Origin of the sequence: Streptomyces canus (genome assembly GCF_030816965.1) — a bacterium.
Lineage (GTDB): Bacteria > Actinomycetota > Actinomycetes > Streptomycetales > Streptomycetaceae > Streptomyces > Streptomyces canus_E.
This window is the reverse complement of sequence record NZ_JAUSYQ010000002.1, coordinates 4,229,939-4,243,454: the sequence shown is the minus strand read 5'-3', so window position 1 is coordinate 4,243,454 and position 13,516 is coordinate 4,229,939. Positions and strand designations below refer to the sequence as shown.

The 13,516-nt window shown below is 70.1% G+C and carries 13 protein-coding genes and 1 tRNA gene; 3 read left to right on the top strand and 11 right to left on the bottom strand.

Annotated features, from left to right (window positions below):
• Positions 1–41 precede the first annotated feature (41 nt).
• Positions 42–215 carry a CsbD family protein gene (locus QF027_RS20280; RefSeq protein ID WP_306980207.1) on the top strand — a complete coding sequence of 58 codons (174 nt, stop codon included), beginning with the start codon at positions 42–44 and terminating at the stop codon, positions 213–215.
• A 61-nt stretch (positions 216–276) separates the two neighbouring features.
• On the opposite strand, the gene QF027_RS20275 is transcribed toward QF027_RS20280, so the two are convergent.
• Complete coding sequence (locus QF027_RS20275) at positions 277–957, bottom strand: TetR/AcrR family transcriptional regulator (RefSeq protein WP_306980209.1); 681 nt, start codon at positions 955–957, stop codon at positions 277–279.
• Complete coding sequence (locus QF027_RS20270) at positions 954–1,964, bottom strand: acyl-CoA desaturase (RefSeq protein WP_307076070.1); 1,011 nt, start codon at positions 1,962–1,964, stop codon at positions 954–956. Before QF027_RS20270 ends, QF027_RS20275 begins: the two co-directional genes overlap by 4 nt.
• Positions 1,965–2,271: 307 nt before the next feature.
• Here QF027_RS20270 and ppc point away from each other — a divergent pair, with 307 nt between their 5' ends.
• The gene (gene ppc / locus QF027_RS20265) at positions 2,272–5,013 is read left to right on the top strand and encodes a phosphoenolpyruvate carboxylase (protein ID WP_306980214.1); all 2,742 of its coding nucleotides are present in this window, start codon (positions 2,272–2,274) and stop codon (positions 5,011–5,013) included.
• Between the two features lie 63 nt (positions 5,014–5,076).
• On the opposite strand, the gene QF027_RS20260 is transcribed toward ppc, so the two are convergent.
• The 7 genes from QF027_RS20260 to QF027_RS20230 form a co-directional block, all read right to left on the bottom strand.
• On the bottom strand, positions 5,077–5,766 hold the full coding sequence (locus tag QF027_RS20260) for an LPXTG cell wall anchor domain-containing protein (protein ID WP_307076068.1): 690 nt from the start codon (positions 5,764–5,766) through the stop codon (positions 5,077–5,079).
• Positions 5,767–5,904: 138 nt separating this feature from the next.
• Positions 5,905–6,408, bottom strand: coding sequence for a hypothetical protein (locus QF027_RS20255; protein WP_307076066.1), 504 nt, complete (start codon positions 6,406–6,408; stop codon positions 5,905–5,907).
• Positions 6,409–6,460: 52 nt separating this feature from the next.
• Positions 6,461–7,063: an aminoacyl-tRNA hydrolase gene (gene pth, locus QF027_RS20250; RefSeq protein WP_307076064.1), complete on the bottom strand. Its 603-nt coding sequence runs from the start codon at positions 7,061–7,063 to the stop codon at positions 6,461–6,463.
• Positions 7,064–7,186: 123 nt separating this feature from the next.
• Positions 7,187–7,780, bottom strand: coding sequence for a 50S ribosomal protein L25/general stress protein Ctc (locus tag QF027_RS20245; protein ID WP_306980222.1), 594 nt, complete (start codon positions 7,778–7,780; stop codon positions 7,187–7,189).
• Between the two features lie 184 nt (positions 7,781–7,964).
• Positions 7,965–8,945 (bottom strand): ribose-phosphate diphosphokinase, encoded by a 981-nt coding sequence (locus QF027_RS20240; RefSeq protein WP_057610401.1) that lies wholly within the window; start codon positions 8,943–8,945, stop codon positions 7,965–7,967.
• A gap of 75 nt (positions 8,946–9,020) precedes the next feature.
• On the bottom strand, positions 9,021–10,469 hold the full coding sequence (gene glmU, locus QF027_RS20235) for a bifunctional UDP-N-acetylglucosamine diphosphorylase/glucosamine-1-phosphate N-acetyltransferase GlmU (RefSeq protein ID WP_307076062.1): 1,449 nt from the start codon (positions 10,467–10,469) through the stop codon (positions 9,021–9,023).
• Between the two features lie 115 nt (positions 10,470–10,584).
• Positions 10,585–10,656 (bottom strand) — tRNA-Gln (locus QF027_RS20230).
• Positions 10,657–10,876: 220 nt separating this feature from the next.
• Between QF027_RS20230 and QF027_RS20225 the strand changes: the two genes are divergently transcribed.
• On the top strand, positions 10,877–12,184 hold the full coding sequence (locus QF027_RS20225) for a sensor histidine kinase (RefSeq protein WP_307076060.1): 1,308 nt from the start codon (positions 10,877–10,879) through the stop codon (positions 12,182–12,184).
• Positions 12,185–12,236: 52 nt separating this feature from the next.
• Here the strand turns inward: QF027_RS20225 and QF027_RS20220 are convergent, their stop codons facing one another.
• Complete coding sequence (locus tag QF027_RS20220; protein WP_306980231.1) at positions 12,237–12,731, bottom strand: SUKH-3 domain-containing protein; 495 nt, start codon at positions 12,729–12,731, stop codon at positions 12,237–12,239.
• Between the two features lie 92 nt (positions 12,732–12,823).
• A complete protein-coding gene (locus tag QF027_RS20215) occupies positions 12,824–13,396 on the bottom strand; it encodes a YwqJ-related putative deaminase (RefSeq protein ID WP_307076058.1) in 573 nt (190 codons plus the stop codon).
• Positions 13,397–13,516: the final 120 nt, after the last annotated feature.

Here is a 13,516-nt window from a genome sequence, read left to right as displayed (position 1 = left end):
AGTGCGGACGGCCAAGTCGACCAGCACTGGGAGTGAGAACGGTGGCAGGAGACCAGAAGGCCAAGGCCAAGAAGGAACAGCTCAAGGGCAAGGCCAAGGAAGCCGCGGGCCGCGCGGTCGGCAACGAGCGCATGGAAGCCGAGGGCCGCGCAGGCCAGTCCAAGGGCGACGCCCGCCAGGCCAAGGAGAAGACGAAGGACACCTTCAAGCACTGAAGCCGCTCGACAGCGGCTGCCGGGCACCGCGGGACCCGCTCCCGCGGTGCCTTCGCGATGTCTAGCTCTTGCGGCGTCCTATCAGGCGCGGCTTCGCCTCCAGCCCGTCCAGGCCGTGCCACGCCAGGTTCACCAGATGCGCCGCCACCTCCGCCTTCTTCGGGCGGCGCACGTCCAGCCACCACTGGCCGGTCAGGGCGACCATGCCGACCAGGGCCTGGGCGTACAGCGGGGCCAGCTTGGGATCGAAACCGCGCCTCTTGAACTCGCGGCCCAGGATGTCCTCGACCTGCGTGGCGATGTCCGAGATCAGAGAGGCGAAGGAACCCGTGGACTGGGGGATCGGCGAGTCCCGGACCAGGATGCGGAAGCCGTCCGTGTACTCCTCGATGTAGTCGAGGAGAGCGAAGGCCGCCTGTTCGCACAGTTCGCGGGGGTGACCGGCGGTCAGCGAACTCGTCACCATGTCCAGCAGGCGCCGCATCTCCCGGTCCACCACCACCGCGTACAGGCCCTCCTTGCCGCCGAAGTGCTCGTACACCACCGGCTTCGAGACGCCCGCCTTCGCCGCGATCTCCTCCACCGACGTAGCCTCGAAGCCCTTCGTGGCGAAGAGCGTGCGACCGATCTCGAGCAGCTGCGCGCGGCGCTCGGCCCCCGTCATCCGGGTGCGCCGGACACGCCGCGGCTTCGCTTCGTTGCTCGGGGTACTGCTGGAGTCGGTCGCCACGGCGTCCATCATGCCGCCTCGGCGGCCTCCTTCTTGCGCCGGGAGCCGTCCCCGTCCGTGTTCCGGCGGGAATCGATACGCGAGCGTGACGGCCAGCGCACGTCGTACGCCCAGCCGAGCATCTCGAACCAGCGGATGATCCGCGCCGAGGAATCCAGCTGGCCCCGCATCACCCCGTGCCGCGCCGAGGTCGGGTCGGCGTGGTGCAGGTTGTGCCAGGACTCACCGCAGGACAGCACGGCCAGCCACCACACGTTGCCCGAGCGGTCCCGCGACTTGAAGGGCCGCTTGCCGACCGCGTGGCAGATCGAGTTGATCGACCAGGTCACGTGATGCAGCAGGCAGACGCGGACCAGGGAGCCCCAGAAGAAGCCGGTGAACGCCCCCCACCAGGACATCGTCACCAGACCGCCGATCACGGCGGGCAGGGCGAGGGAGAGCATCGTCCAGTAGATGAAGTGTCGGGAGATCGCGCGGATCGCCGGGTCCTTGACCAGATCCGGCGCGTACTTCTCCTGCGGGGTCTGCTCCTCGTCGAACATCCAGGCGATGTGGGCCCACCACAGGCCCTTGATCAGCGCCGGGACCGTCTCCCCGAACCGCCACGGCGAGTGGGGGTCGCCCTCGGCGTCGGAGAACTTGTGGTGCTTGCGGTGGTCGGCCACCCACCGCACCAGCGGCCCCTCGACCGCCAGCGACCCCATGATCGCCAGCGCGATCCTCAGCGGCCGCTTGGCCTTGAAGGAGCCGTGCGTGAAGTAGCGGTGGAAGCCGATCGTGATGCCGTGGCAGCCGAGGTAGTAGAAGAAGACCAGAAGGCCCAGATCGAGCCAGCTCACTCCCCAGCCCCAGGCCAGCGGCACCGCCGCGAGCAGGGCGAGGAACGGGACGGTGATGAAGAGGAGCAGCGTGATCTGTTCGAGCGAGCGTTTCTGCTCACCGCCCAGCGTCGCGGAGGGCGGTGTCGAGCCGTCGGGCGCCTTCGGGGCGTCTGCGATCACATCGGAGCGCGTGGTCATGGGCGTCCCCTGTGGGGTTTCGAGGATGTGAGACAGGTGCCGGGCTGCGGGAAGCCTTCCCGGGTTCCGTGACGACGGTCCCTACGGTTCCGTAACCTACGGCGTCGTAAGTATGGCAGCGCGACGTCCGGCGGCAAGAGCCCGACATTCTGCGCGTCCGCATGGACACCTATCCTTGGAGTCGGTCGGACAGCGCGGTCCGCTCTGAATTCTTCCCGGATGGCCCGGCCGTATGCGGCGGCTGCCGCACGACCGCACTCCGGGTTCCCCTGCCGGACGAGCTTCAACACTGCAAGGAGCCGCACCTGTGAGCAGTGCCGACGACCTGACTACGAGCGCCACGTCGACCAGTAGTGAGCTGCGCGCCGACATCCGCCGGCTGGGCGACCTCCTGGGCGAGACCCTCGTCCGCCAGGAGGGCCCCGAGCTGCTGGAACTCGTCGAAAAGGTGCGCCGCCTCACCCGCGAGGACGGCGAGGCCGCCGCCGAGCTGCTGCGCGGCATCGAACTGGAGACCGCCGCCAAGCTGGTGCGCGCCTTCTCCACCTACTTCCACCTGGCCAACGTCACCGAGCAGGTCCACCGCGGCCGCGAACTGCGGGCCAGGCGCGCCGCCGAGGGCGGACTTCTCGCCCGTACGGCCGACCGCCTCAAGGACGCCGACCCCGAGCACCTGCGCCAGAGCGTCGCCAACCTCAACGTCCGCCCGGTCTTCACCGCCCACCCGACCGAGGCCGCGCGCCGCTCGGTGCTGAACAAGCTCCGCCGGATCGCGGCGCTGCTGGAGACCCCGGTGATCGAGGCGGACCGCCGCCGCTACGACACCCGGCTGGCCGAGAACATCGACCTCGTCTGGCAGACCGACGAGCTGCGCGTCGTGCGCCCCGAGCCCGCCGACGAGGCCCGCAACGCCATCTACTACCTCGACGAGCTGCACGCCGGCGCCGTCGGCGACGTCCTGGAGGACCTGACGGCCGAGTTGGAGCGCGTCGGCGTCAGGATCCCCGACGCGACCCGCCCGCTCACCTTCGGCACCTGGATCGGCGGTGACCGCGACGGCAACCCCAACGTCACCCCCCAGGTCACCTGGGACGTCCTGATCCTCCAGCACGAGCACGGCATCAACGATGCCCTGGAGCTCATCGACGAGCTGCGCGGCTTCCTGTCGAACTCCATCCGCTACACCGGCGCCACCGAGGAGCTCCTGGAGTCCCTGAAGGCCGACCTGGAGCGCCTGCCGGAGATCAGCCCCCGTTACAAGCGCCTCAACGCCGAGGAGCCGTACCGCCTCAAGGCCACCTGCATCCGGCAGAAGCTGGAGAACACCAAGACCCGCCTGGCCAAGGGCATCCCGCACGAGGACGGCCGCGACTATCTCGGCACCGGCGAACTGCTGCACGACCTGACCCTGATCCAGACCTCGCTCAGGGAACACCGCGGCGGCCTGTTCGCCGACGGCCGGATGGACCGCACCATCCGCACCCTGTCCGCCTTCGGCCTCCAGCTCGCCACCATGGACGTCCGCGAGCACGCCGACGCCCACCACCACGCCCTCGGCCAGCTCTTCGACCGGCTCGGCGAGGAGTCCTGGCGGTATGTGGACATGCCCCGCGAGTACCGCACCAAGCTGCTCGCGAAGGAACTGCGCTCCCGCAGGCCCCTCGCGCCCACCCCGGCACCGGTCGACGCGGCCGGCGAGAAGACCCTCGGCGTCTTCCAGACCGTGAAGCGGGCCCTGGAGGTCTTCGGGCCGGAGGTCATCGAGTCGTACATCATCTCGATGTGCCAGGGCGCCGACGACGTCTTCGCCGCCGCCGTCCTCGCCCGTGAGGCCGGACTGCTCGATCTGCACGCCGGCTGGGCGAAGATCGGCATCGTGCCGCTCCTGGAGACCACCGACGAGCTCAAGGCAGCCGACACCATCCTGGAGGACATGCTCTCCGACCCGTCCTACCGCAGACTCGTGGCCCTGCGCGGGGACGTCCAGGAGGTCATGCTCGGCTACTCCGACTCCTCGAAGTTCGGCGGCATCACCACCAGCCAGTGGGAGATCCACCGGGCGCAGCGGCGGCTGCGTGACGTGGCGCACCGCCATGGGGTGCGGCTGAGGCTGTTCCACGGCCGCGGTGGCACCGTCGGCCGCGGTGGCGGCCCCTCCCACGACGCCATCCTGGCCCAGCCCTGGGGCACCCTGGAGGGCGAGATCAAGGTCACCGAGCAGGGCGAGGTCATCTCCGACAAGTACCTCGTGCCCTCGCTGGCCCGCGAGAACCTGGAACTCACGGTCGCCGCCACGCTCCAGGCATCCGCCCTGCACACCGCGCCCCGCCAGTCCGACGAGGCGCTGGCCCGCTGGGACGCCGCGATGGACGTCGTCTCCGACGCCGCGCACGCCGCGTACCGCAGGCTCGTCGAGGACCCGGACCTGCCGACGTACTTCCTCGCGTCGACGCCGGTGGACCAGCTCGCCGACCTGCACCTCGGCTCACGGCCCTCCCGGCGCCCCGGCTCGGGCGTCTCCCTCGACGGACTGCGGGCCATCCCGTGGGTGTTCGGCTGGACCCAGTCCCGGCAGATCGTGCCCGGCTGGTTCGGAGTCGGCTCCGGCCTGAAGGCGCTGCGCGAGGCGGGCCTGGGTACCGTGCTCGACGAGATGCACGAACAGTGGCACTTCTTCCGGAACTTCATCTCCAACGTCGAGATGACGCTCGCGAAGACCGACCTGCGCATCGCGCGCCACTACGTCGAGACCCTCGTCCCCGCCGAGCTCCAGCACGTCTTCGCCGACATCGAGGCCGAACACGAACTCACCGTCCGCGAGGTCCTGAAGATCACCGGCGAGGACGAACTCCTCGACGCCACCCCGGTCCTCAAGCAGACCTTCGCCATCCGCGACGCCTACCTGGACCCGATCTCCTATCTCCAGGTGACCCTGCTCAAGCGCCAGCGCGACGCGGCGGCCGCGGGCGAACAGCCCGACCCGCTGCTCTCCCGCGCCCTGCTCCTCACGGTCAACGGCGTGGCCGCGGGCCTGCGCAACACCGGCTGAGCCCGTGCACACGGCGGTGCCCCCGAGCCGGCCGGCTCGGGGGCACCGTTTTTCGGTTCTGCGTCAGGCCCGGCGCCGCCTGACGACGAGGTAACCGCCGGCCGCCAGCAGCGCCGCCGCGGCACCCGAGAGCAGGCCGACGGGAGCGCCGTTCCCGGTCTCCGCGAGGTCACCGGTGGAGCCCTGCGCGGAAGCGGAAGCGGACGAGGAGGAAGAGGCCGACGGGGAGGTCCCGGCCCCAGCGGATCCGCTGGGATCGGCGCTGGGAGAGGCGGATTCGCCCGACCCGGGAGTGCCGGAGGCCGACGCGGTGGGCGTGGCCGTCGTACCGCCGCCGCCTTCCTCGTCCTCGCAGTCCGTCCAGAACACCTTGTGCTTGGCGGCGCCCTTCTCTCCGTCGAAGTTCCAGAACAGCTTGTAGTGCCCGTCGGGCAGTGACAGGTCCTCCGTACGGCCGTGACCGTCGGTGTCCAGCGTGATCTCGCCGGACTTCACGGTCTCGCCCTTGACGTCGGCCGTCGGGGCCCAGGCCTCGATGTGCCAGTCGACCTCCTGGACGGCGTCGAAGCCGAAGGCGTCGAGGTAGAAGGTGCAGACGTGCGGCTCGTTCTTACGGAGCTCTTCGCCGGTGGTGGCGTCGTGGATCTTCACGGTTCCGTTGTCACCGGGAGCGGTGGCGTGGGCGACCGGTGCGACCAGAAAGGCCGCCGAAGCGACGGCGCACACGGCGCCGACGCGGGAGAGGGTACGCATGGGGCAGTAATCCATCTTCGAGAGTCAAACGGGAAGATGTGGAGGGGGCGGCTCAGCATCCAGCCGTGACTGACCTCTGGTCAATCACGAACAGAGAACACTCACGTTCTCCACAGAAGCGGAGAACGGCGAAAGCCGTCAGATGGTTACGAAAGCCGCCGTGAGCAGCGCGATCCCCGACCCCGCCAGCACCCACGCGAGCCGCGTCCGCCGCATCCCGCCCGCCACGACCACCGAGGCGAGCAGCAGCGCCCCGCCCATCGGCACCCACGCGTACAGCACCCCGGCCGGCCCGGACCGCACGACATCGGCACTGCCGGGCTTCACCACCACCGTGTAGGTCCGGCCCTTCCGCACGGCCACCGTCTTCTCGATGACGACCCGGCCCCGCGCCTGCGACCCGTGCGACAACGGCGTGTACGGCCCGCTGCACACGTCCTGCGCACACCGCGCCACCTCGATCGTGCCGCGCTCGCGCCCCTTGGTCAGCATCACGTACTGCGCGCTGCCCCAGGACGCCCACACCCCCGCGATCAGGATCAGCACCGCGACCACCCCCATCGACGCGAGGCGTCCGAACCGCAGCGCGGCGACCGAGGCCTGGCGGGAGGTGAGGGCTGTGGCAGGCATGGCCGGGATCATTAGCCATGGTCCTGCGCGTGGTCAACTCCGCCCCGGCCACCGGGCGGACAAGTCAGGAGTTGTACGTGCTTTGCGCCCGCTCGAGACCCTCGATCACCAGCGCCTCCACCGCGTCGGCCGCCCGGTCCACGAAGTAGTCGAGCTCCTTGCGCTCGCTCGACGAGAAGTCCTTCAGCACGAAGTCCGCGACCTGCATACGGCCCGGAGGACGCCCGATCCCGAACCGCACCCGGTGATACTCCGACCCGAACGCCTTCGTCATCGACTTCAGCCCGTTGTGACCGTTGTCCCCGCCGCCCAGCTTCAGCCGCAGGGTGCCGTAGTCGATGTCCAGCTCGTCATGGATGGCGACGATGTTGGCGACCGGCACCTTGTAGAAGTCCTTGAGCGCGTTCACCGGACCGCCGGACAGGTTCATGAACGACATCGGCTTCGCCAGGATCACCCGCCGGTTCCCCGGCCCCGGCGGCCCGATCCGCCCCTCCACGACCTGGGCCTGCGCCTTCCCGGCCCGCTTGAACCGGCCCCCGACCCGCTCGGCCAGCAGATCGGCCACCCTGAAGCCGACGTTGTGCCGATGGCCCGCGTACTCGGGCCCCGGATTGCCGAGGCCGACGATCAGCCAGGGGCCGTTGGCGGGGGTAGTCACGTCCATCTCTCCTCTGCACATGCCGCAGCCGCCGCCCCCTGGACAGGGGCGACGGCTGGAGCGTATATCGCTACCGCGGTGCCGGGCGCCGGGGAACCGGCGGCACGACAGCTACGGCCGGACCGCCGGTCAGGCCTCCGCGGACTCGTCGCCCTCGCCGGCCTCGCCCTCGGACTCCTCGGCCTGCGCGGCCAGGACCTGCAGGACGACGGTGTCGCCGTCGACGGCCAGCTTGGTGCCCTTCGGCAGGGTGATGTCCTTGGCGAGGACGGAGTCGCCGGCGGCCAGGCCCTCGATGGAGACGGTGACCGACTCGGGGATGTGCGTGGCCTCGGCCTCGACCGGCAGCGCGTTCAGGACGTGCTCCAGCAGGTAGGCGCCCGGGGCCAGGTCACCCTCGGTGTGGACGTAGATCTCGACGTTGACCTGCTCGCCGCGCTTGACCAGCTGGAGGTCGACGTGCTCGAGGTAGCCCTTGATCGGGTCACGCTGCACGGACTTCGGGATCGCCAGCTCGTTGGTCTTGCCGTCGATGTCCAGGGCGATCAGGACGTTCGACGTACGCAGCGCGAGCAGCAGCTCGTGGCCCGGCAGGGTCAGGTGGATCGGGTCGGAACCGCGACCGTACAGAACACCGGGAACCTTGTTGTCACGGCGGATACGGCGGGCGGCACCCTTGCCGAACTCGGAACGGGTCTCGGCGACGATCTTGACCTCGGACATGCGGATCACTCCTCGTGGAAACAGCGGCGGACGTGGTCACCCGGCCACGAACGGCCTGCTACGAAGAGCGCGTCGATAACGGACCGCCGACACCTGCGCGAACAGGTACGGCCTCCCTCGCCGAGCAACTGGAGCAGTCTACTCGGAGAGGGAGGCCGTACCCAAAAGGATCTCTGCAGAACCCTTACTGCTCGTCGAACAGGCTCGTCACCGAACCGTCCTCGAACACCTCACGCACCGCGCTCGCGATCGTCGGCGCGATCGACAGGACCGTCATCTTGTCCAGGTCGCGGCCCAGCTCACCCGGCGTCGGCAGGGTGTTCGTGAACACGAACTCGCTCACCCGGGAGTTCTTCAGCCGGTCCGCGGCCGGCCCGGACAGCACACCGTGGGTGGCCGTCACGATGACGTCCTCCGCGCCGTGCGCGAACAGCGCGTCCGCGGCGGCGCAGATCGTGCCGCCCGTGTCGATCATGTCGTCGACCAGGACACACACGCGGCCCTTGACCTCACCCACGACCTCGTGGACGGTCACCTGGTTCGCCACGTCCTTGTCACGCCGCTTGTGCACGATCGCCAGCGGCGCACCCAGCCGGTCGCACCAGCGGTCCGCGACCCGCACCCGGCCCGCGTCCGGGGACACGACCGTCAGCTTGTCCCGGTCGACCTTCCGGCCCACGTAGTCCGCCAGCAGCGGAAGGGCGAAGAGGTGGTCCACGGGCCCGTCGAAGAAGCCCTGGATCTGGTCCGTGTGCAGATCGACGGTGAGGAGGCGGTCCGCACCCGCCGTCTTCATCAGGTCCGCGATCAGCCGCGCCGAGATCGGTTCACGGCCACGGTGCTTCTTGTCCTGCCGCGCGTAACCGTAGAACGGCACGATGACCGTGATGGAGCGGGCCGACGCACGCTTCAGCGCGTCGATCATGATCAGCTGCTCCATGATCCACTGGTTGATCGGAGCCGTGTGGCTCTGGATCACGAAGCAGTCCGCACCGCGTGCCGACTCCTGGTAGCGGACGTAGATCTCGCCGTTCGCGAAGTCGAAGGCCTTGGTCGGGACAACCCCGACACCCAGCTGCTCGGCGACCTCCTTGGCAAGCTCGGGGTGGGCGCGGCCGGAGAAGAACATCATCTTCTTCTCGCCGGTCGTCTTGATCCCGGTCACAGCTGTCTCCTCAGAGGTGTTTCAACTGGGTGTGCAGATATCACGGTACGACGACTTCGGCGCACCTGTTTCCGGTCAGTCCTCGCTCGCGCCCTCCCGGGAAGCCGCCTCGGCAGCCTTCGCCGCCGCGCTCCCCGGACGCTTCCGGGCCACCCAGCCCTCGATATTCCGCTGCTGGCCACGGGCCACGGCCAGCGAACCGGGCGGCACATCCTTCGTGATCACCGACCCTGCGGCGGTGTACGCGCCGTCCCCGACCGTGACAGGCGCCACAAACATGTTGTCCGAACCCGTGCGGCAATGCGACCCGACCGTCGTGTGGTGCTTGTCCTGACCGTCGTAGTTCACGAACACGCTCGCGGCACCGATGTTCGTGTAGTCGCCGATCGTCGCGTCACCGACATAGGAGAGATGCGGGACCTTCGCCCCCTCCCCGATGCTCGCGTTCTTCGTCTCGACGTACGTCCCGATCTTGCCCTTCGCGCCCAGCCGGGAGCCGGGACGCAGATAGGCGAACGGTCCCACGCTCGCGTGGTCGCCGATGTGGGCGCTGTGGGCGACGGTGTTGTCGACGCGGGCTCCCGCTCCGACATGCGTGTCCGTGAGGCGGCTGTGGGGACCCACCTCGGCGCCCTCACCGAGGTGCGTCGAGCCGTGCAGCTGCGTGCCCGGGTGGACGACGGAGTCCTGGCCGAAGGTGACGCCGACGTCCACCCAGGTGGTGGCCGGGTCGACGACGGTGACGCCGGAGAGCATGGCGTGCGTCAGCAGCCTGTGGTTGAGGATCCGCCGCGCCTCGGAGAGCTGCACACGGTTGTTGATCCCGGCGATCTCACGGTGATCGGCGGCGACGGAAGCGCCGACGCGGTGCCCGGCCTCCCGGAGAATCCCGAGAACGTCGGTGAGGTACTCCTCGCCCTGGGAGTTGTCGGTCCGCACCTTGCCCAGCGCGTCGGCGAGGAGCTGCCCGTCGAAGGCGAAGACGCCCGAGTTGATCTCGCGGATGGCCCGCTGCGCCTCGGAGGCGTCCTTGTGCTCGACGATCCCGGTCACGGCACCGGACACCGTGTCCCGCACGATCCGCCCGTACCCGGTCGCGTCCGGCACCTCGGCGGTCAGCACGGTGACCGCGTTCCCGTCCGTGGAGTGCGTGGCGGCAAGGGCGTTGAGGGTCTCGCCGGTCAGCAGAGGGGTGTCCCCGCACACGACGACGACGGTCCCGTCGACACGGCCACCGAGTTCCTCCAGCGCCATCCGGACGGCGTGCCCGGTGCCGTTCTGCTGCGCCTGCACGGCCGTTCGTACGGCGGCGTCGGTGTCGGCGAGGTGAGCGGTGACCTGCTCCCGGGCGTGCCCCACGACCACGACGAGGTTCTCGGGGTCCAACTCGCGGGCGGCGGCGAGCACATGCCCGACGAGGCTGCGGCCACAGATCTCGTGCAGGACCTTGGGTGTGGCCGACTTCATACGGGTGCCCTCACCCGCTGCGAGAACGACGACGGCTGCCGGGCGAATGGCGCTCACGGGATGCCCTTCGGCTGTGGAGGGGGTGGGGTGACATCCGCAGGATACCGGGGCGTTTCTTGGGGGACATGAGAGCGGGCCCTGACGGTGCTGTCAGGGCCCGACCAGGGTGCGGCTCCCCCGCCAGGACTCGAACCCGGACAGATGGCACCAAAAGCCACAGTGCTGCCAATTACACCACGGGGGAATAAACCCGACTGAACCGGACATTCAGTCAGGTCGCCGAGTGGCGGCTCCTACTATGCCGTACCAGGCGCCTTCGACGCGACGGTACGGATCGGTGCCCCTGCGGACTCCGATGCCGAGGATATCGGGCGGTTTCGTGGTCGATCGGTCACTCAAGGTGGTGTGGGCCAGTCGTCGAAATGCACCGGAAAACCTCCCACCGCCGAACGTAGGCTGGAGGCATGACCACGACGGGGGAAGACACCACCGCGGCTCAGACGGGGCCGTGGTGGTGGGCACGGTGGCGTAGCGCGGTACTGGACGTGAGCCTGGCGTCGGCGTCCGCTGTCGAGTGTGCGTTCGAGGGGATCCGGTTCGCGGAGGACGCCGGGATCCCGATGGCTGCCGGAATCGTGTTCGGTGTGCTGACGGGGTCGGTGCTGGTCGTCCGGCGCAAGTGGCCGATCGCCGTCGTGCTCGTCTCGATCGCGATCACGCCGGCCCAGATGGGCTACCTCATGGGCATCGTCGGCCTGTACACGCTCGCCGCGTCCGAGCTGCCGCGCCGGATCATCGGCTCGCTGGCGGGGATGTCGCTGGTCGGCATGCTGATCGTGATGTTCGTGCGGGTACGGCAGGACATGGCGCACGGCGAACTGGACCTGGGGGACTGGTTCGTCCCCTTCGCGTCGATCACGACCGCGATCGGCATGACCGCACCGCCGCTGCTGCTCGGGCTGTACGTGGGTGCCCGGCGCCGGCTCATGGAGAGCCTGCGGGAGCGGGCCGACGATCTGGAGCGAGAGCTCCAGCTGCTCGCCGAGCGGGCCGAGGAGCGGGCCGAGTGGGCGCGGGGCGAGGAGCGGACCCGTATCGCGCGCGAAATGCATGACGTCGTGGCGCACCGCGTGAGCCTGATGGTGGTGCACGCGGCCGCGCTTCAGGCCGTCGCCCGGAAGGATCCCGAGAAGGCCGTCAAGAACGCCGCACTGGTGGGGGACATGGGGCGGCAGGCGCTCACCGAGCTGCGGGAGATGCTCGGGGTGCTGCGCAGTGGGGACGGTTTCGGGCGGCGGGAGCGGTCCGCGGTGCCACTCGTCGCGGTGGGGATGGCGGCGGCCGTGGCGGCCTCGCGGGCCGTGGAGGAGGCCGACGGGCCCTGTCTGGACGATCTGGAGACGTTGATCGGGCAGTCGGCCGCGGCGGGGATGGCCGTGGATCTGTCGGTGGAGGGTGACGTGCGGTCGTATGCCGCGCAGATCGAGCAGACGGCGTTCCGGGTGGTGCAGGAGGCGCTGACGAACGTCCACAAGCACGCGGCGGGCGCGAAGACGCACGTACGGCTGGCGCACCGGGCGTCGGAGATCGCGATGCAGGTGGAGAACGAACCGCCGCCGGAGGTGCCGTCGCTCGCGTCGGCGCGGCTGCCGTCGGGGGGCAACGGCCTGGTGGGGATGAAGGAGCGGGTCTCCGCGCTGGGCGGGGTGTTCGTGTCGGGGCCGACGGAGGCGGGGGGCTTCCGGGTGTCGGCGGTGATTCCGGCGGCATGACCGTCGCGGGGACGCGGGGACGTGCGGACGTGGGGCCTCGGGACCCTGGGGCTCAGCCCGCGATGAGCCGGGTCGGTTCGATGCCCGAGACGAGGCCGGTGAGGGCCTGGTCGATGTCGGGGCCGAGGTACCAGTCGCCGGTGTGGTCGAGGACGTAGACACGGCCCTCGGTGTCGATGCAGAGGATGGCCTGGGAGTCGGTCTCGGCGCCGAGCGGGCAGACCTCGGTGTCGAGGGCGCGGCCGAGGTCGGCGAGGGTGCGGGCCATGTGGAGACCGTGCAGCGGGTCGAGGTGGAGGTGGACGGGGGCGACCTGGCGGCCGGGGCCGGTGGGGGTCAGGTGCAGTCCGCCGAACTCGGCCCAGGCCTCGACCGCCGCCGGGAACACGGCGTGCCGGTGTCCGGCCGGTGAGGTGTGTTCGCGCAGGGCGTCGGCCCAGATCTCGGCCTGCTTTATGTCCCAGCGTCCGGGCTGCCAGCCGGCGGCGCGCAGAACGGCGTCGACGGGGACGGGGAAACGGGTGGTGCCGGTGCGGTCGGGGTGCATCTGCCCTTCGCGTTCGTCGAGGTCATGGGTGGTCGCCGTGGTGCACGGCGGCGCCGTCGTGCGGGTGGTACGGGTCGTACGGGTGGGGGGTGTCAGCCGCCGTTCGCCGTCGGGTCGACGATGCGTACGCCGAAGTGGGCGCTCAGAGCGGTACAGGCGCGGCAGGGAGCGGCGAAGCTGCCGTGCAGCGGGTCGCCGTCCTCGCGGATGCGGCGGGCGGTGAGCTTGGCCTGCTTGAGAGCGCGGCGGGCCTCGCCGTTGGTCATCGGTTTGCGGCCGGCGCGCTTGCTGCGGGCGGCGTCGGCGGCGGCGATGTGCCGCGATATGAGCATGGTCTCGGCACAGCGGCCGGTGAAGCGGTCGCGCCGGTCGCTGCCGAGGGTGTCGAGGAAGTCCTGGACGAGCGGGTGCAGCGGCGGGGCCTGGTCGCCACGGGCCGCGGTGGAGGTGAGGGTGGCGCCGCGGACGGAGAGGGCGGCGGCGACCGTGGGCAGTATGCCGTCGCGGCGGTGGCGGAGGGCGGGCGCGTGGGGTCTCTCGGCACTGCTCCAGCCGATGCGGGGATCGCCGTTGAGGCCGGCGTGCGGGCTGCCGTTCGCGCCGGTCGTCGTGCCCGTGTGCGGTCCTGTGTGCGGTCCCGTCTGCGTCGTGTTCATGATCGTCATCCCCTCCCGAGCATCCCCCCGGAGGTCACAGACTGCCAAACGGCGGGGCTGGTGCGGAAGCTGGGGCGGTGCGACACGCCCGGTTCGGGCGGGCTGTCACGGCGGGGTGACGGCTGGTCA